The following is an 18,685-nucleotide window of genomic DNA, read 5'->3' as shown; positions in this document are numbered from 1 at the left end:
GCCTGCTCTCCAGCTACATGGAATACAAGCTGGCGACCAACGGTGCGACGGTTACGACCGGCTACAGCGTGCTGTCGCTCGACATCACCAACATGACGGTGGGCGCTCTGGCCGAAGCCATCTCGGGCGTTGATGCGACGCTCCTGCAGATGACCGACGCTGCTGCCGATCTCGGTGCGCTCAACAGCCGCGTTGAACTGCAGAAGAACTTCGTTCAGGACCTCTCGGACTCGATCGAGAAGGGCATCGGCAAGCTCGTCGACGCTGACATGAACGAAGAGTCGACCCGCCTGAAGGCTCTGCAGACGCAGCCGTCTTCGACGTCCGGCTGATGCCGACCAGAACGACATCCGCCNTCAGGACCTCTCGGACTCGATCGAGAAGGGCATCGGCAAGCTCGTCGACGCTGACATGAACGAAGAGTCGACCCGCCTGAAGGCTCTGCAGACGCAGCAGCAGCTCGGTATCCAGGCGCTCACGATCGCCAACTCGAACTCGCAGAACATCCTGTCGCTGTTCCGTTAATCGGGCGCCAGGCGGCGCGGGCTCCGGCTCGCGCCCGACTGCAGAAAATCGAAACCGCGCTTCGCAAGAGGCGCGGCTTTTTGTTGGTCTATTTCAGCCACGCGTGCCGAAATTATCGACTGAGCTTCAGCATTTGTTAACCACGATGGTGTTTTCTGTGGCCAACGAAACGGCGGGTTAATCAACATTAACAGGCATGAGGCTGACCGCTGCTTCCCGGTAATCCCGGAATGTCCCTTTTCATTCCAAATCAGCCAACAAGGGGCACTCAGCCAATGACCAGCATCATGACGAACACCGCCGCAATGTCGGCTCTTCAGACCCTGCGTTCGATCAATTCCTCGATGGAAACCACCCAGGACCGCATCTCATCGGGCCTGCGCGTCGGTAGCGCTGCGGACAACGCCGCTTACTGGTCGATCGCAACCACCATGCGTTCGGACAACAAGGCACTCTCGACCGTTGAAGACGCTCTTGGCCTCGGCGCTGCCAAGACCGACGTTGCCTACACGGCCATGGAAAACTCCAAGGACGTCGTCGACGAGATCAAGAAGAAGCTGGTTGCCGCCAGCGAGCCGGGYGTYGACAAGAGCAAGATCCAGAAGGAAATCAAGGAGCTGCAGARCCAGCTCRTSAGCATTKCCAAGTCGGCTTCGTTCTCCGGCGAAAACTGGGTCTACAACGACGCCAACAACACGGCTGCCACCAAGTCGATCGTCGGTTCGTTCAACCGCGACGCCCAGGGCAAYGTCAGCCTGACTACGCTCCAGTTCGACACGAACAAGAGCTCGCTGATCCAGGTCGACGCTACCGGCGCTAACGTCACGACCGGCGGCACCGGCCTGCTCTCCAGCTACATGGAATACAAGCTGGCGACCAACGGTGCGACGGTTACGACCGGCTACAGCGTGCTGTCGCTCGACATCACCAACATGACGGTTGGGTCTACAACGACGCCAACAACACGGCTGCCACCAAGTCGATCGTCGGTTCGTTCAACCGCGACGCCCAGGGCAACGTCAGCCTGACGACGCTCCAGTTCGACACGAACAAGAGCTCGCTGATCCAGGTCGACGCCACCGGCGCTAACGTCACGACCGGCGGCACCGGCCTGCTCTCCAGCTACATGGAATACAAGCTGGCGACCAACGGTGCGACGGTTACGACCGGCTACAGCGTGCTGTCGCTCGACATCACCAACATGACGATGGGCGCTCTGGCAGAAGCCATCTCGGGCGTTGACGCAACGCTTCTGCAGATGACCGACGCTGCTGCCGATCTCGGTGCGCTCAACAGCCGCGTTGAACTGCAGCAGAACTTCGTCCGCGACCTCTCGGACTCGATCGAGAAGGGCGTTGGCCGCCTCGTCGACGCTGACATGAACGAAGAGTCGACCCGCCTGAAGGCTCTGCAGACGCAGCAGCAGCTCGGTATCCAGGCGCTCACGATCGCCAACACCAACTCGCAGAACATCCTGTCGCTGTTCCGCTAAGCGAACGACAGGCAAGACGGGCGACTTTTCGCCCCTCGTTCGCACACAGCAGAAAGACCGCACGCCCAACGGGGTCGTGCGGTCTTTTTCGTTTTGCGCTTCAAATTTTCCCAGGCGCGTTGGCAGCGTGCGCGATCCGCCTTTAACCTTTCATCCATATTCCCTTATTTTTGTTCACCTTTGTTACCGACTTACTAACGGCGTTAACCATTTGTTAACCATGCAATCGTTACATATTGGTTAAGAGCGAAGGGTCGCCTCCAGGGCAAAACAGGGGCGATTCGCATGATGCCAGTCCCATCGCTGCCGGTTCTGCACTCCGGAATGTCTTCAGAAATTCATTCCGGGCAGGTGACCAATGACTAGCATTATGACCAATACCGCCGCCATGGCGGCGCTTCAGACCTTGCGTTCCATCAATACCGACATGGCCGAGGTCCAGGATCGGATTTCCTCCGGCTATCGCGTGCAGACCGCTGCGGATAATGCCGCCTACTGGTCGATCGCGACCACCATGCGCTCCGACAATGCCGCGCTGTCGACCGTCGAAGACGCACTCGGCCTCGGCGCAGCCAAGATCGACACGGCCTATGCGGCGATGAATTCGTCGATCGACGTCGTCAGCGAGATCAAGCGCAAGCTGGTTGCCGCGCGCGAGCCGGGCGTCGACAAGCTGAAGATCGACAAGGAAATCACCGAACTCAAGAACCAGCTCCTGGCTGCCGCGCAGTCAGCATCCTTCTCCAGCGAAAACTGGCTCTATAACGCGAATTCGGCTTCCGTCGGCACCAAGTCGATCGTTGCCTCGTTCAACCGCGATGCCAACGGCAACGTGTCGGTCACCACGCTCGACTTCGACACGGCGCAATCCATGCTGATCGATACGGCCAATGCGAGCCGTGGCCTCCTGACCAGAAGCTACGACGCCTCGCTGCTCACGTCGCCGGTCGGCACCTCGGCCAAGCTTTTCCACCTGATCGGCGCACCGGTGACCACCCCGAATGCGACCTCGTCGGAAGTCAAGCTGACGGCAGCGACCACCGACGCCCAGATGGACGACATGATCCGCGTCGTCGACCACATCCTCGGCCAGTTGACCGATGCCGGTTCCACGCTCGGTGCCATCACCAAGCGCATCGACATGCAGGAAAGCTTCATCGCCAACCTGATGGATACGATCGACAAGGGTGTCGGTCGCCTCGTCGATGCCGACATGAACGAGGAATCGACGCGCCTCAAGGCACTGCAGACGCAACAGCAGCTCGGCATCCAGGCGCTCTCGATCGCCAATACGAACTCCGAGAACATCCTGCGCCTGTTCCAACAGTAAGGCGCATCGGCGGAGAGCGGCCGGCTGCGCCCGGCGGATCCGCCAAAACGCTTCCGCTTTCTCGGAATGGGGGCGGCAAAGTTTGAGTTCTGCCACGTCGTCGGTCACGGCACCCGGTGGAAACGGTTGGACCGCGCTAATTGCCCTGGCGCGGTCCAACACATTCATTTTCGCACAAGTTTGACCGAATAGCCTTCTCTCGCAGTCCTGTCGCATGACTGCCGGCCAAAATGAATCTTGGCCGCCGCCTGCATCGGATCGCTCCGGGAACAACTAGCCCGAACATCGCCGATGTACGTCAAGAATGTTGGGTTCTTCGCATCCGCGGCTGGACCCGTGGGAGACATGTCAGCAGTGCCAGGAGCCATGGAAGTCCGCGCCAGAGGGTGCCGTCTCGTGATCAGACGGGGATTGCCGCATCGCTGCGCCGCCGCGAGTGACCGGTCATGAGTGCGATGCTCTCCCGCTACCTCAAGGATTTCAGCGCGCCGAAAGTCGAGCTGTCGCTGATGCCCCAAAAATATTTCCCCGACCTGGACAGCGACTATGCCGATGGCGACCGCCTCGGCGCGAGGCCAGCCATGCCAGAGATTGACATCGACGCGGAGCGCCGACGCGCCTTCGCAGAAGGCCGCGCCGAGGCGACGGCCGAGCTCGTCTTCGAACACGAGCGCCAGATTGCCGACCTGCAGGCGGCCCATGCGGCCGAGCTCGCGGCCTTGACCCAGCGCTTCGAAGCAGAGACCGCCAACCGCCTGGCAGAGCGCTTTGCCGACATGGCCGACAGTCTGGTGGTCGCGCTCGGAGATCAGACCGCTCGGGTTCTTGCGCCGGTCATGGAGGATGCCCTCCTGCAGCGCGCCGTCGCCGATATGGCGCAGATGATTAAGCAGGGCCTGGTGGCCGGCGAAGGTTGCACCCTCGTCGTCAAGGGCCCAACCCAACTCTTCGAGGCGCTGAAGCGCCAGCTCGGGGAGGACATGCCTTTGTTCCGCCACGTCGAAACCGACGACATCGATCTCGCTGTCGAAATGGACGGTACGATCCTGGTGACACGCATGGCCGCCTGGGCCGATACCGTCCGGAAAGTTCTCGCATGAGCGACGAAAACCATCACAACGGCAAACATGAGATCATCATCGTCAAGCGCCACAATGGTGGCCATGACGGGCATCACGGTGGCTCGTGGAAGATCGCCTATGCCGACTTCATGACGGCAATGATGGCCTTCTTCCTCGTCATGTGGCTGATCAACGCTGCCAACGAGGAAACGAAGGCGGCGATCGCCTCCTATTTCAATCCGGTGCAATTGACCGACCAGAAACCTGCCGAACGCGGCTTGAAGGATCCGGCGAAGGATGCGCAGGGCGAGGAGACGCAGCAGCGCTCCAAGGTCGATGGCGAGCAGGAAAAGTCCGGTGGGTCGGCCAAGACCGGCGACCAGTTGACGGCGACCTCGGGCGAAGAAACGAAGTATTCCGACGCAGACTTCTTCGAGAACCCCTATTCGGTGCTCTCCGAAATCGCCCGCGAAGTCGGCCAGCAGGCCAACATCAGCGTGAAGGGTGAGGGCGGAGCGGCTCAGTCCGGTCCGGCAACCGGCGCCGACGGCGGCGAAGCATATCGCGATCCGTTCGATCCGGATTTCTGGACCAAACAGGTCGAACTGACCGAAGCGAGCAATACGACCAAGAGCGACGTGGCGCTCGCCGCGGCATCTGCGATGCAGGCAGGTGGCGCGCCCGCGGTCGACAAGACCGAGGATGAAAAACAGGCGGAGCAGGCGAAGGCAGGAGACGGCACGGACAAAACGGCCGAGAGCGACGCCGGCGACAAGCCGAAGACCGCCACGGCCGAGGCGACCGCGGAGAAACAGGCCGAAGAACTCCAGGCCGAGCTCAAGAAGGAGCTTGCCGGTGAGGCTGGCCAACTGGCGGAAGGCCTCGTCGTAACGCCGGCCGAGGGCGGTCTCATGGTTACGATCAGCGAGCGCACGGACGCGCAGATGTTCGCCATCGGTTCGGCCGTACCGCAGAAGGAACTGGTACTGGCGATGGAAAAGATCGGCCATCTGCTCGCCGAGCGGCAGGGTGCTGTCGCGATCCGCGGCCACACGGACGGTCGCCCGTTCAAGGACGGCACCTATGACAACTGGCGGCTCTCCGCCGCCCGCGCCCAGAGTGCCTATTACATGCTCGTTCGCGGTGGTCTGAAGGAAGACCGCGTCAGCCAGATCACTGGCTTCGCCGACCGGCGGCTGCAGATCCCGGCTGATCCCTATGCGCCGGGCAACCGGCGCATCGAGATCCTGCTGCAATCGGCTCCGGGTTAAACATGATGCTGAGACGCTTGCGATCGATCCTGATGACCTGCTGCGTGCTGGCGACCCCGTTTGCAATCGGGAGCGCCAGGGCGAACGATATCGAGGAACTCGCGCCCTTCAAGATGATCCGGTCGCTGCAATATGTGCAGGACTCCGTGGTGCTCGGCGATCACTCCGCGATCGAGATGCAGCGTTTCATGCTGGGGGCGATCGACAAGCGGTTGCGCGCCGCCGATTCCTCGGTGTTTAGCGACCCGCGCAACGTCGATGCGGCGCTGGTCTATGCGATGAGCGGCGGCAATCCCGAGACGCTGAAGTACCTTTCGGATCATGACGTGGCCGGCAATTTCGATTCCCGGGTGACCGAAGCGCTACGGCAGTATCTGAACGGCAAGGGTGGTCTGATCGTCGAGAACCTGTCCAAGGCTGCCCCGGAATATCGAAACGCCCGCATCGGTCCGTATCTCTATCTCATTCTTGGCAATGCGACGTCGCAGCAGGATCCGGTTGCGGCGATGAAGTACTACGACTGGGCGCGTTTGACGGCTCCCGGCACGATCATCGAGGAGGCGGCCTTGCGTCGCTCCGTGTTCCTTGCGGTGCAGGCCAACGCGCCGGACAAGGGCTTTCACTACGCGCTGACCTATGCGCGCCGCTACCTGACGTCTCCCTATGCCAGCCAGTTCGCCGACGTCTTCGTCGAGCTTGCCGTCGCGCATTTCGACGGAGAAGCCCAGGGGCGGATCTCCGAGATTCTCGACTTCATGGACGCGCCGCGCCAGCGCGAGGTCTATCTGCGTGTCGCCCGGCGCGCAGCGATCGCCGGCAAGCAGGCATTGGCGAAGCAGGCTTCTGAGCGGGCAGAAGCGCTTGGTGCCGACGGCGCAATGCAGCCGAAAGTGCTCGCCGGTTTCTATGCGGGCCTGGCGTCCGTTCCCTCCCGCGACGTGTTCGCCGCGACAGCGAGCATAGCAGCGATACCGGATGCGGAGCTTTCGCCACGCGACCGCGCGCTGCGAGATGCCGCAAGAGCCGTCGCAGATGCGGTCGTCAGGCCGCCGAATGATGAAAGCCTCACGCAAGCGTTTGCGTCTAAACCCGATAGACCGGTCGAAGCCGACAGCTCGGAAACGGGTGAGGAGACAGGCAGTGGCCTAAGCCCCTTCGGCAATACGCCGATCCCGGTGGCCGCAGCCGAAGGCGCGGCGGAAATCGACGCTGGCGCGGCCGGCGATCCCGAACACGACGGGTTCGTGGCGAAGGGGAGGTCGAAGATCGAAGAGATCGATGCTCTCCTGAAGGGAGAAGGGAAATGAGGGCTCTTGATGATAGCCTGCGTGGTCTGCCCCCGGCCCCTGCCGGCAAGGGAAATGGGCGCGCCGGCGGCAAGGAGCAGGCGGATGGCGCCTTGGGCGGTGCCTTCGAGGACGCCGTGGCAAATGCTGGACGGCAGAAGGCGAATGATCAGGCGGGAACCGGCAAAGGCCTCGGCGACACCGCTGCCGGCGACGACACGGAGGCTGGAGCCTTGATCGACAAGGACAACATTGCCAAGAGCGCCGGCAGGCACGGCGCGGCGGCGCGCAGCATTGCCATCGGCCGCGACGAACAGGCACTTGGCGAACACGCGCCCCACGACCGTTTCCCAGCAACGGAACGCGACCTTGGCGCGCGTCGCACGGCGAACAAGGCCGATACGGCCAAGGCGAACGCGGATCCGGCCGGTTTGAGCAACGCGACCGTCCCGGACGAACTCGCAGAGCGCATTGCCGACCTTGCGGAGCGGCTGGCAAAGGCGCAGGCAAACGGCGAAACGACGGCGGCAGGCGACGCCGATGCCGCCAATGGCGAGGGCGGCGAAGCGACGTCGGCATCGAAGATGGATATGGATGACCTGTTTACGCTGCTCGGCGGCGGCCAGGCAGTCGGGCAGGCTCTCGGCGAAACGACCAAGGCCGGCCGTCAGCCGGCGACTGGCAGGGGCGAGGCTGCAGGCATGCATGTCGCTGGGACCGGCGAGCACGGCGCCAGGGCCGAAGCTACGGCAGGCGAGGCCGATACGGATCGGCTCTTCCGCTTCGCACGGGCCGACGGCAAGGGACAGGCCGTAACCATGAGCCTTTCCAAGGACGGAGAGGCTGCTTTCGACGGCACCCGTTCGCAGGCTGCCAAGGTCGAGAACGTCACGGTACTTGAGGCTCGGCGCTACCTGGGCATCTCGGTGAATCCGAACACGAGCGCCGTGGCGGACGCGATCGCAGGCGAAGTCGGCGCCAGCCCGTTGCAGCCGAGCGCGGCACTCAGCCAGCCAGGCGCCTGGACCCAGGCCGGCAAGACGCTGAACACGCTGAAGATCCAGCTCCATCCGATCGAGCTCGGTCTCGTCACCGCCACGCTGAGGCTCAAGGACGACGAATTGCAGGTCGAGCTGAAGGTGGAGACCGGCGAAGCGTTCCGGCAGTTGCGCGACGACCAGAGCGAGATGGTGAAGGCCCTGCGTGCGCAGGGCTTCGCGGTCGACCAGGTCAACATCGTGTTCAATTCGGGCGGCGACACGTCCACGGGCGGAGGCTCGCAGGCTCAGGCACAAGCCCAGGCCGGGCAGCAGGGACGCGAGCGGGCTGACGGCAACGCCCAGGGACGTCAGCAGCGACAGGACGACGGCCAGGCTTCGATGGCGGAAAGGTGGGTTGGCAATGGCGGGACGGACGATGCGGCTGCCGGCACTGAGCGCTCTCGCACTGGTCACGTCTACATGTAGTGCCTTGGCCAGCGCCGGCGTCTGCGAACGCGAGATCATGAACGCCGCGGCGAAATACGACATCCCTGCCGGGATACTCTATTCCGTCGGGCTGACCGAAACTGGCCGCAAGGGCTCGCTGCAGCCCTATGCGATGAACATCGAAGGCAAGGCCTATTTTGGCACCAGTGAACAGGACGTTCTCACGCAGTTCGGCAATGCCCGTGCGCAGGGCGCCAAGCTCATCGATCTTGGCTGCATGCAGATCAACTATTACTTCCATGGCGAGCATTTCAGCTCGCCGCAGGAGATGCTTGACCCGCGCAAGAATGTCGAATATGCCGCGCGCTTCCTGGCCAATCTGCACGCCAAGCATGAGACTTGGACTATGGCTGTCGCCCGCTATCACGCGGGCCCGAACAACGACCCGGCGCAGAAGAAATATGTCTGTCGGGTGATCGCGAATCTTGTCGCAACGGGCTACGGCAAGTGGACGCCGAACGCCACGCAGTTCTGTCAGTGAGCAATCAATAATTGTATTTTTGAAGACGCTGCCGCATTGTGGCGACAATGCGTGGACAATGTGACGGCAAGCGGATTTGTCGTAGTCCGTTAACTTTTCCACATTATTTTAGTGCCGCTGTTAACGGGGTGCCACTAGATATAGATCAAATCGGCGAAACATGGTTAATCAATTATTAATTCCACCCAGTAACTTCCTCTAGTTGTTCATGAATCCCTCGATTCGTACCTCTCGATCAGTGCGGAGCCATACTGATTCGGAGGCGGGCGAATGATCGTAGTGGTTGATGAAAGAGAGCTTGTGAAGGACGGCTATACGTCGCTCTTCGGGCGTGAAGGAATTCCCTCGACGGGCTTCGACCCCAGGGAGTTTGGCGAGTGGGTAAACGCGGCGGCTGATTCGGATATCGATGCCGTCGAGGCCTTCCTGATCGGTCAGGGCGACGCCACCTTCGCACTGCCTCGTGCCATCCGCGACCGGTCGATGGCGCCCGTCATCGCCGTCAGCGACACCCCCTCTCTCGAAAACACGCTTGCGCTCTTTGATTGTGGCGTCGACGACGTCGTGCGCAAGCCGGTTCACCCCCGCGAAATCCTCGCCCGCGTCGCCGCAATCCGCCGCCGCCTGAAGGCGATTACCAACTTCACCGACATTGGTCCGATCCGCGTCTTTGCCGACGGTCGTGATCCCGAGATCAACGGCGACGTCTTCGCACTGCCGCGCCGCGAACGGCGGATTCTCGAGTATTTGGTCGCAAACCGCGGCCGCCGCGTATCCAAGTCGCAGATCTTCAACGCGATCTACGGGATCTTCGACGAGGATGTCGAAGAAAACGTCGTCGAGAGCCACATCAGCAAGTTGCGCAAGAAACTGCGCAAGAAGCTCGGCTTCGATCCGATCGATTCCAAGCGCTTCCTTGGCTACTGCATCGACTGGAACTGAACGCCACGCGGTTGAGCGGGCGCCGAACCAAGACAGGTTCACGCAAGGCCCGCTTCCTAGTGTCGCCGTAACAAGGAAATGAGGATCCGATATGAGTCTCTATGGCAGCATGAGAACGGGCGTGTCCGGTATGAACGCCCAGTCCAACCGTCTCGGCACGGTCGCCGAAAACATCGCGAACGCGAACACGACGGGCTACAAGCGCGCCTCAACCGAGTTCTCGTCGATGATCCTGCCTTCAGGCGGCGGCAACTACAGTTCCGGCGGCGTCGAGACCCAGGTGCGCTACAGCATCTCGCAGCAGGGCGGCACGAGCTACACGACGTCGGCGAGTGACTTGGCCATCAACGGTGGCGGCTTCTTCATCGTCCAGGGCAATGGCGGCCAGAACTTCCTGACGCGTGCCGGCTCCTTCGTCCCCGACAAGGACGGCAACCTCGTCAACACCGCCGGCTTCACGCTGATGGGTTACGAATACAAGGCCGGCGCTGATCCGACAGTCGTTGTCAACGGCTTTGACGGCTTGACGCAGGTCAAGCTCAAGGACGAAGGCCTGGTGGCCTCCGGTTCGACCAAGGGCGCGATGGAAGCCAACCTGCCGTCGGGTGCAGCGATCGGCGACGAAAAGCCGACCTCGCTCGTCGTCTATGACAGCCAGGGCAACACCCGTATCCTCGATTTCGTCTACAAGAAAACCAACGTCAATGAGTGGTCGCTGGAGATCCGCGACCGGGCGACTTACTCGGCCGGCCCGCCGATCACCGGTGTGATTGGCTCTCAGGTCATGACTTTCGACGCGGCCGGCAAGCGCACCGGCGCGGTCCCTGCCACACTGACGACGACGGCTATCAACAACCTGCCGGGCACCGGCGCCAATCTCGGCGCTCTGACGATCGACACCACTAAGACCACGCAGCTCGGCGGTGACTTCACCAGCACCGGCGGCGGCATCGACGGCAGCAAGCCGAGCAAGATGTCGGGCTTCGAGATCGACAAGGAAGGCATCGTCTACGTCAAGTACGGCGACGGCAACCTCGTCCCGAAGTATCGCATCGCGCTGGCGACCGTGCAGAGCCCGGACAAGCTGCAGCCGGAATCGGGCAACGTCTATTCGCAGGGCACCGATTCCGGCGTCATCGTCACCGGTTTTGCCGGCTCCGGGGCATTCGGCAACATCCAGTCCAAGGCGCTTGAAAACTCCAACGTCGACATCGCCAACGAACTGACCTCGATGATCGAGGCGCAGCGCAACTACACGGCAAACTCCAAGGTGTTCCAGACCGCCTCGGACCTGCTTGACGTGCTGGTCAACCTGAAACGGTAATTGAAAGAGATACGGTCCGCGTCATGTCGCTGTCCTCCGCAATATCCATCGCACAGCAGGCATTCAGCAATACGGCGCAGCAGACCGCGACCGTGTCGAAGAACATCGCGAATGCGGGCAATGCGGATTATTCGCGTCGTCTCGCTCTCTTGGGCAGCACGCCGAACGGGGCGCAGGTCGTATCCATTTACCGGGCCCAGAACGAGGCGCTGCTCAAGCAGAGCATCGCCAGCATCGGCGAAGCCTCGGGCCAGGCCCGACTTCGCGACGGGCTGGAACTGCTGAAGTCGGCGCTCGGCGGCAACAACTATGAAACGGCGCCGTCGAAGCTGCTCTCGGACTTCCGCAACAGCCTACAGACCTTGGCTGCGACGCCGGGGAACAAGACGATCGCGGCGACGGCCGTCTCCGATGCGCAGGATCTCGCCGACTCGCTCAACAAAACCTCCACCACGGTGCAGGACCTGCGCAAGGATGCCGACAAGGAAATCGCCCTTGAGGTCGACAAGCTGAACGGCTTGCTGGCGGATTTCGAGAAGGCCAACAACGCCGTCAAGTCGGCGACGGCTCTAGGCAGTGACGCCAGCGACGCGCTCGACCAGCGCGACAAGATCCTGAAGCAGGTCTCGGAGATCATCGGCATCTCCACCGTCACGCGCGGCAACAGCGATACGGTGATCTTCACCACCGACGGCACGGTGCTCTTCGAGAACATTCCGCGTCAGGTCACTTTCGCTCCTACCACCACATTCGACGCCACCGTCACAGGAAACAAGATTTTCGTCGATGGCGTGCCGATCGCAGCCGGAACCGGCGCGGACACGACAGCCAAGGGCAAGCTCGCGAGCCTGGTGCAGCTGCGCGACGATATCGCGCCGAAGTTCCAGTCGCAGCTGGACGAGATCGCGCGCGGTCTGGTCGAGCTTTTCAAGGAAGGCAGCCCGCCGGCAATCGCGTATCAGCCCGGCTTGTTCACCTGGGGAAGTGCTGGCGTTCCGCCAACGGGCACCATCGTCCCCGGCATGGCGTCCAAGATCACCGTCAACGCCTTGGCCAAAGCGAACCCGTTGCTGCTGCGAGACGGCGGCTTCAATGGCGTGGTGTCGAACCCGGGCGGTGCGGCCAATCCGAGCCCCGGTTATACCGCGCTGCTCGACGGCTTCATCAACAAGATGGGCGAGAACATGTCGTTCGCCCCGTCCACTGGCCTCGATAGTAATAGCAGCCTTTTGAACTTTGCGACCGGTTCGGTTGGCTGGCTCGAGCAGACACGCAAGACGGCCTCGACCGCGGACGACAACAAGCAGGCAATGCTTGCGCGCACCCAGGAAGCACTCAGCAAGCAGACGGGCGTCAGCATCGACGAAGAACTGTCGCTGCTGCTCGATCTCGAACAATCCTACAAAGCATCGGCCAAGCTGGTCAGTACCGTGGATGCCATGATGGCAGCCCTTATGGAAGCCGTGAGGTAATCATGAAGACGTCCTACGTTTCTAATCTGGCGATCCAGAGCGCAATGCGCCTGACGATCCAGCAGAATCAGTCGGAGCTGCTCAAACTCACCCAGGAGCAGACCACCGGCCGCCACTATGACGTTGGCCTGGCGCTTGGTGCGACGGCGTCACGTTCACTCAACCTTCAGCGCGAGCTGGACCGGCTGAACTCGATGAAGAGCACTAACTCGGTCGTGACCCAGCGTCTCTCCGGTTCGCAGGGCGCTCTCGAGACCATGGCGAAGGCGGCGGAAAAGGTGCGCGACACGCTCGTCACCTACAAGGGCAACGATGCTGCCAGCCAGTTGAAGATCCAGAAGACCGAGATCATGGGCGCGCTGCAGACCTTTACTGCTGCGGCCAACACTTCTTTCAATGGCGAGTTCCTGTTTTCGGGCATCAACACGGATGCCAAGCCGGTTGCCGACTACGACACGACACCGCCGTCGGCCGCCAAGACTGCTTTCGACAATGCACTCTCGACCTTCATGGCTGCGCAGGTTCCGCCGCTGACCGGCATGAACCAGTTCTCCGTCACGCAAATGCAGGACTTCATCAAGAACACCGTCGAACCGATGTTCACCGGACCTGGCTGGGATGCCAACTGGTCCGACGCTTCGAACCAGAACATGACGAGCCGGATCAGCACCAGCGAAGTCATCGAGAGCTCGACCAACGCCAATACCAAGGGTTTCCGGATGTTCGCGGTGGCAAGCGTGATCGCCGCTGAACTGATGGACAAGAACGTAACGCCTGAGGTGCGCTCGGCCATTGGCGTCGCAGCCCTCGACTACGCGGAACAGGGGATTGCCGGCCTCAACGCGGAGCGCAGCTCGCTCGGTATCTCTGAAGCGCGCGTCAAGAAGGCGAATACCTCCATCGAAGCGCAGCTCAAGCTCGTCAACACGCATGTCGCCGACATCGAGGGCGTCGATCCGATCGAGACATCGACCCGGATCAACACGCTAAAGGTGCAGTTGGAAACGTCCTATACACTAACGTCACGACTACAGCAGATGAGCTTGCTCAATTTCCTCTAGTATGGGGCACCGGACAAACATGAAGGATGTCTGAATGTATCAGTTTTCCTATGCCGAGATCATGGAGGACGGCGTCGCCGACTCCAAAAATCGAGAACGGCAGGTACTCGATCGCTCGATCGCGCTCATGGAAGCAGCGAAACAGCAGAAAGGGTATTCGAGAGAGGCCATCGAGGCCATCTACTTCACCCGGCGCCTGTGGATCCGCTTCATCGAGGATCTGCGCGCTCCGGAAAACCAGCTCAACGAAGAGCTGCGCGCCAATCTGATTTCGATCGCCATCTGGATACTCAACGAGACAGAGAAGATCCGCAAACGCGAATCCTCCAACTTCCAGGGCATAATTGACATTACCACCATCATCAGGGATGGACTGAAATGAAGAGCACACTGCGTATTTCGCTGAAGTCGGGCGAACGGATTTTTGTTAACGGTGCGGTGCTTCGCGTTGACCGCAAGGTCGCAGTCGAATTTCTGAACGACGTGACCTTCCTGCTCGAAAACCACGTGCTGCAGCCGGAAGACGCGACGACGCCGCTGAAGCAGCTCTACTTCATCGCGCAGATGATCCTCATCAATCCGGAAGGTGCGGAACAGTCGACCGCCATGTTCCGCAAGTCGGTCGTCATGCTGCTCAATTGCTTCAAGAACGAAGAGATTCTTGCCGAACTGAAGCGCGTCGACGGTCTCGTCACCAACGGCCGCGCATTCGAGGCGCTGAAAGCGATCCGTGGCCTCTACGCGATCGAAGACCGCATTCTCAACACGCAGGAAATCACGCCGGCGACGGTCGAGCAGATTCGCAAGGAGATCGCACCGTGGCGGTAAGCGGCGTCAACAACAACAGCTACACCCCGATCGTTTCCGGCCAGGATTCGGGCGGCGACGCGGCCAAGGCATCGCTCAACTACGAGAGCTTCCTGAAGCTGCTGGTCGCCCAGATGAAAAACCAGGATCCGACGCAACCTATGGATGCGACCCAGCAGATCGCCCAGCTCGCGACCTTTTCGCAGGTGGAACAGACGATCAAGACCAACAAGAACCTCGAGAGCCTCCTCCAGCGCACGTCGCTGAGCGAAGCCGATGCCGTGATCGGACGCACCGTCACCAGCGAGGACGGCAAGACCACTGGCGTGGTTAAGGAAGTGAAACTATACTCTGACGGAATCATTGCGGTGCTGGATAGCGGCAAGGAGCTTGTTATCGGCCCGGGCGTCAAGGTGAAGTGAACCATCCATGAATGAGGCGGATGCCCTCGATATTGTACAGGCTGCGATCTGGACCGTGATCGTGGCCTCGGGCCCCGCCGTTCTCGCCGCCATGATCGTCGGCGTTGTCATCGCCTTCATTCAGGCGCTGACCCAGGTCCAGGAAATGACCCTCACGTTCGTCCCGAAGATCCTTGCGGTCATGATCACCGTTGCGGTGTCCGCGCCCTTCATCGGCGCCCAGATCTCGATCTTCACCGACATCATCTTCTCGCGCATCCAATCCGGTTTCTGATCCGCTCGCAGTGCGGGGCGATCTGCACGTGCGGCCGTGAAACCCTCGCACAAGCTTGGACCGGTATCTCCGTCTCTATAGTGGGGCAGCGCGTGTGAATGCTGCCTTGTTCTCATGATGAGACGGAAGAGACATGGCACAACAAGCAGCGCTGATCATCCCGAAAGTGGCACCGAAGGGCCGGGACGTCGGCTTTGCGCTCGGGATCGTGATGATTCTGTCGATCCTCTTCCTGCCCATTCCACCGTTCCTGATCGACATGGGACTGGCCTTCTCGATCGCCTTTTCGGTTCTGATCCTGATGGTCTCGCTGTGGATCCAGCGCCCGCTCGAGTTCTCCTCATTCCCGACGATTCTGCTGATCTCGACCATGGTGCGTCTGGCGCTGAACATCGCCACGACCCGCGTCATCCTTTCGCATGGCCATGAAGGTCATGGTGCTGCCGGTGGCGTCATTTCGGGCTTTGCCAGCCTCGTCATGTCCGGCGATTTCGTCATCGGTCTGATCGTCTTCCTGATCCTGATCACCGTGAACTTCATCGTCATCACCAAGGGTGCGACGCGTATCGCCGAAGTTGGCGCGCGCTTCACCCTCGATGCGATCCCAGGCAAGCAGATGTCGATCGACGCCGACCTCTCGGCCGGCCTGATCGACGAAAAGGAGGCCCAGCGCCGCCGCCGCGAACTCGAAGAGGAAAGCTCCTTCTACGGCTCGATGGACGGTGCCTCGAAATTCGTGCGCGGCGATGCGATCGCCGGCCTCATCATCACCGCGATCAACATCTTCGGCGGCATCATTATCGGCTATCTCCGCCACGGCATGCCGATCGGAGAAGCGGCCGACGTCTTCGTCAAGCTCTCGGTCGGCGACGGTCTCGTCTCGCAGATCCCGGCGCTGATCGTCTCGCTCGCCGCCGGCCTGCTCGTGTCGCGCGGTGGTACTTCGGGTTCGACCGATCAGGCCGTCGTCGGCCAGCTCGGTGGCTATCCGAAGGCGCTGATGGTCGCCTCCGGTCTGATCATTCTCCTGGCGGTCGTCCCCGGCCTGCCGTTCCTACCCTTCGCCGTTCTCGGCGGCGGCATGGCGTTTCTGAGCTGGCTCGTGCCGCGCCAGATCGAAGCGGCCAATGCGGCCCGCCGCGCCGAGGAGGCCGCCAAGGTCCAGCAGACCAAGGAAGGCGAGGCGGATTCCGTCAAATCGGTGCTGAAGACCGCCGAGATCGAGCTTCTCCTCGGCAAACAGGTCTCGACGCGCCTGCTCGGCGCCCACCAGGAACTGGCCTTCCGCGTCGGTAAGATGCGCCGCAAATTCGCCGGGCAATACGGCCTCGTCATTCCCGAAATCAAGGTGTCCGACGACATCAGCATTCCGGACAAGGCCTATCATATCCGTATCCACGGTACGACGATCGCCTCGAACACTGTGCGTGTCGGCGAAGTGCTGGTGGTGACAGGCGGCGGCCGCCGGCCGAGCGTGCCGGGCGACGAGATCCGCGAACCCGCCTTCGGCATGCCGGCGGTTTCTATCCTCGAAACCTTCACCGAAGACCTGAAGCGTGAAGGCTTCCACCCGATCGATAACGTCTCGGTAGTGCTGACGCATTTGAGCGAGGTCATTCGCAACAACCTGCCGCACCTGCTTTCCTACAAGGACGTGAAGCTGCTGATCGAACGGCTCGATCCGGAATACCGCAAGCTTGCCGACGAAATTTGCACCTCGCACATGTCCTATTCCGGCCTGCAGGCCGTGTTGAAGCTGCTGCTTGCTGAGCGCGTCTCGATCCGCAACCTGCACCTGATCCTCGAAGCGGTTGCCGAACTTGCGCCGCATGTGCGCAAGACCGAACAGATCGTCGAGCACGTGCGCGTGCGCATGTCGCAGCAGCTTTGCGGCGACCTCGCCGACAATGGCGTCCTGCGCGTGCTGCGGCTCGGCAACAAGTGGGACATGGTCTTCCACCAGGCACTGAAGCGCGACGCCAAGGGCGAAGTCGTCGAGTTCGACATCGACCCGCGCCATCTGGAAGAATTCAGCGAACAGGCGACCAAAGTTATCCGTGAACATCTCGATCGCGGCATGCCCTTCGTACTGGTAAGTTCGCCCGAATCCCGCTCTTATGTTCGCATGATCATCGAGCGTCTCTTTGCCACTTTGCCCGTGCTCTCGCATGTCGAGCTTGCCAAGGGCCTCGAGATCAAGATCATCGGCTCAGTTTCATGATCACCGACCCGGAGGGCTCGGTGCTTGCGCTGTTCGCGGCCTTTTGCCGGATCGGTGGTTGCATCATGATCATGCCCGGGTTTTCTTCTGCCCGCGTTCCAATGCAGGTCCGGCTGTTCATCGCGGTCGCGGTGTCCATGGCGATCCTGCCGGTCATGTGGACGGACATCTATCCTGAGGTGACCGGCAAGGGGCATACCTACATCTACCTGATCGCCGCCGAGACGGCCGTCGGCGTGGTCATGGGGCTCGTCGCCCGCTACTATGTGCTCGGGCTGCAGTTCGCCGGCGCGGCGATCACCATGTTGATGGGCTTCAGCTCCCCGCCCTCGTCGGATGTGATTGAAGACACGCCGGAAAACCAATTGACCAGCCTCATCAGCTTCGCCGGGTTGATGGTGCTCTTCATGCTCGATTTCCATCACGTGATGATCGAGGCGATCGTGCAATCCTATCGCGCCATGCCGATCGGTACCGCCTTCGATCCGCAGGGCGTGCTGATCACGCTCACGGACTCGCTGGCGCAGACCTTCATGATCATGCTGAGGCTCGCGAGCCCCTTCGTCATCTACGGCCTGCTTTTCAACGTAGCGATCGGCATGGTCAACAAGCTCGCCCCGCAGATCCCGATCTACTTCATTTCGCAGCCCTATCTGATCATGGGCGGCATGTTCCTGCTCTCTCTCGGCATCGCCGCAATGCTGCGCCTGTTCGGCGACGGTTTCGCGCCGGTCATGCAGGGAGGATAGCCAGATGAAGACCCGTTCGCAGAAGCTCAAGCGCCTGGTTGCCGTCCAGCGCCATCTCGAGCAGATGGCCGAGGCCGACTATGTCGAGATGGTGCGCCAACGCGAGGCCTTGGCAGAGACGATCGACGTGGTCGTCGATGCCATGGGTTCGGCCCATCCGATGCATCGCATGTTCTCCGGCCACTATTCCTCGCAGGTAGGGCGCCTGGTGCAGAAGGACCAGATGTTGCTCGGCATCCAGCAGACGCATGAAGTGCGGATGCTGAGGGAGCGGGCAAAGGCCGACCGGCTCGAGGAAAACATGAAGGAAGCGCGCCAGTCCGAGGAGCGCGAGGAAGCCGACAACTCCATCTATGACCTGATCGATCAACACGTTACCGGGCAGGCGCCAGCTTCCGGTAAGGTTGACGGGCGATAGTACGCCATCCGGGGATGCTCCGACGGTGGAGCGATGCCGGTCCGACTATTGCCTTTGTGCGT

At 61.3% G+C, this 18,685-nt stretch carries 21 protein-coding genes; all 21 read left to right on the top strand.

Features of this window, described 5'->3' with window-relative positions; genetic code table 11:
• A partial coding sequence (locus tag ASE60_RS13650; RefSeq protein ID WP_280137708.1) for a flagellin occupies positions 1–332 on the top strand: 332 nt, incomplete at its 5' end.
• Between the two features lie 24 nt (positions 333–356).
• Positions 357–525: flagellin (locus ASE60_RS33725; protein WP_280137709.1), on the top strand; the 169-nt coding region annotated here is incomplete at its 5' end.
• 275 nt (positions 526–800) lie between these two features.
• A complete protein-coding gene (locus ASE60_RS33720) occupies positions 801–1,553 on the top strand; it encodes a hypothetical protein (RefSeq protein ID WP_082615837.1) in 753 nt (250 codons plus the stop codon).
• Between the two features lie 98 nt (positions 1,554–1,651).
• Positions 1,652–2,017 carry a flagellin gene (locus ASE60_RS33715; RefSeq protein WP_082615836.1) on the top strand — a complete coding sequence of 122 codons (366 nt, stop codon included), beginning with the start codon at positions 1,652–1,654 and terminating at the stop codon, positions 2,015–2,017.
• A gap of 358 nt (positions 2,018–2,375) precedes the next feature.
• Complete coding sequence (locus ASE60_RS13640; RefSeq protein ID WP_057251072.1) at positions 2,376–3,347, top strand: flagellin; 972 nt, start codon at positions 2,376–2,378, stop codon at positions 3,345–3,347.
• 446 nt (positions 3,348–3,793) lie between these two features.
• Positions 3,794–4,447, top strand: a complete 654-nt coding sequence (locus ASE60_RS13635; RefSeq protein WP_057251070.1) for a hypothetical protein — start codon at positions 3,794–3,796, stop codon at positions 4,445–4,447.
• Positions 4,444–5,679: a MotB family protein gene (locus tag ASE60_RS13630; RefSeq protein ID WP_057251068.1), complete on the top strand. Its 1,236-nt coding sequence runs from the start codon at positions 4,444–4,446 to the stop codon at positions 5,677–5,679. Before ASE60_RS13635 ends, ASE60_RS13630 begins: the two co-directional genes overlap by 4 nt.
• Before the next feature lie 5 nt (positions 5,680–5,684).
• Entirely contained in the window at positions 5,685–6,986 is a 1,302-nt protein-coding gene (motC, locus tag ASE60_RS13625; RefSeq protein ID WP_057251115.1) for a chemotaxis protein MotC, read from the top strand.
• Positions 6,983–8,431, top strand: a complete 1,449-nt coding sequence (locus tag ASE60_RS13620) for a flagellar hook-length control protein FliK (protein WP_057251066.1) — start codon at positions 6,983–6,985, stop codon at positions 8,429–8,431. The genes motC and ASE60_RS13620 overlap by 4 nt, the downstream gene beginning before the upstream one ends.
• Complete coding sequence (locus tag ASE60_RS13615; RefSeq protein WP_057251064.1) at positions 8,382–8,933, top strand: lytic transglycosylase domain-containing protein; 552 nt, start codon at positions 8,382–8,384, stop codon at positions 8,931–8,933. The genes ASE60_RS13620 and ASE60_RS13615 overlap by 50 nt, the downstream gene beginning before the upstream one ends.
• Before the next feature lie 270 nt (positions 8,934–9,203).
• On the top strand, positions 9,204–9,875 hold the full coding sequence (locus ASE60_RS13610) for a response regulator transcription factor (protein WP_057251062.1): 672 nt from the start codon (positions 9,204–9,206) through the stop codon (positions 9,873–9,875).
• A gap of 91 nt (positions 9,876–9,966) precedes the next feature.
• Positions 9,967–11,199 carry a flagellar hook protein FlgE gene (locus ASE60_RS13605; protein WP_057251060.1) on the top strand — a complete coding sequence of 411 codons (1,233 nt, stop codon included), beginning with the start codon at positions 9,967–9,969 and terminating at the stop codon, positions 11,197–11,199.
• 23 nt (positions 11,200–11,222) lie between these two features.
• Positions 11,223–12,671 carry a flagellar hook-associated protein FlgK gene (flgK, locus tag ASE60_RS13600; protein WP_057251059.1) on the top strand — a complete coding sequence of 483 codons (1,449 nt, stop codon included), beginning with the start codon at positions 11,223–11,225 and terminating at the stop codon, positions 12,669–12,671.
• A 2-nt stretch (positions 12,672–12,673) separates the two neighbouring features.
• Positions 12,674–13,732, top strand: coding sequence for a flagellar hook-associated family protein (locus ASE60_RS13595; RefSeq protein ID WP_057251057.1), 1,059 nt, complete (start codon positions 12,674–12,676; stop codon positions 13,730–13,732).
• 34 nt (positions 13,733–13,766) lie between these two features.
• Positions 13,767–14,114 carry a flagellar biosynthesis regulator FlaF gene (flaF, locus tag ASE60_RS13590; RefSeq protein WP_034800744.1) on the top strand — a complete coding sequence of 116 codons (348 nt, stop codon included), beginning with the start codon at positions 13,767–13,769 and terminating at the stop codon, positions 14,112–14,114.
• A complete protein-coding gene (flbT, locus tag ASE60_RS13585; RefSeq protein WP_025425943.1) occupies positions 14,111–14,560 on the top strand; it encodes a flagellar biosynthesis repressor FlbT in 450 nt (149 codons plus the stop codon). Before flaF ends, flbT begins: the two co-directional genes overlap by 4 nt.
• Positions 14,551–14,961 carry a flagellar hook assembly protein FlgD gene (gene flgD, locus ASE60_RS13580; RefSeq protein ID WP_057251055.1) on the top strand — a complete coding sequence of 137 codons (411 nt, stop codon included), beginning with the start codon at positions 14,551–14,553 and terminating at the stop codon, positions 14,959–14,961. The genes flbT and flgD overlap by 10 nt, the downstream gene beginning before the upstream one ends.
• 7 nt (positions 14,962–14,968) lie before the next feature.
• Positions 14,969–15,235 (top strand): flagellar biosynthesis protein FliQ, encoded by a 267-nt coding sequence (fliQ, locus tag ASE60_RS13575; protein ID WP_043624946.1) that lies wholly within the window; start codon positions 14,969–14,971, stop codon positions 15,233–15,235.
• Positions 15,236–15,368: 133 nt separating this feature from the next.
• The gene (flhA, locus tag ASE60_RS13570) at positions 15,369–17,456 is read left to right on the top strand and encodes a flagellar biosynthesis protein FlhA (RefSeq protein WP_057251053.1); all 2,088 of its coding nucleotides are present in this window, start codon (positions 15,369–15,371) and stop codon (positions 17,454–17,456) included.
• Positions 17,453–18,205, top strand: coding sequence for a flagellar biosynthetic protein FliR (gene fliR, locus ASE60_RS13565; RefSeq protein WP_057251051.1), 753 nt, complete (start codon positions 17,453–17,455; stop codon positions 18,203–18,205). Before flhA ends, fliR begins: the two co-directional genes overlap by 4 nt.
• Positions 18,206–18,209: 4 nt before the next feature.
• On the top strand, positions 18,210–18,623 hold the full coding sequence (locus tag ASE60_RS13560; protein WP_057251049.1) for a hypothetical protein: 414 nt from the start codon (positions 18,210–18,212) through the stop codon (positions 18,621–18,623).
• Positions 18,624–18,685: the final 62 nt, after the last annotated feature.

The sequence above is a fragment of the Ensifer sp. Root278 genome, assembly GCF_001429285.1.
Lineage (GTDB): Bacteria > Pseudomonadota > Alphaproteobacteria > Rhizobiales > Rhizobiaceae > Ensifer.
This window is presented reverse-complemented; position numbering and strand designations above follow the sequence as displayed.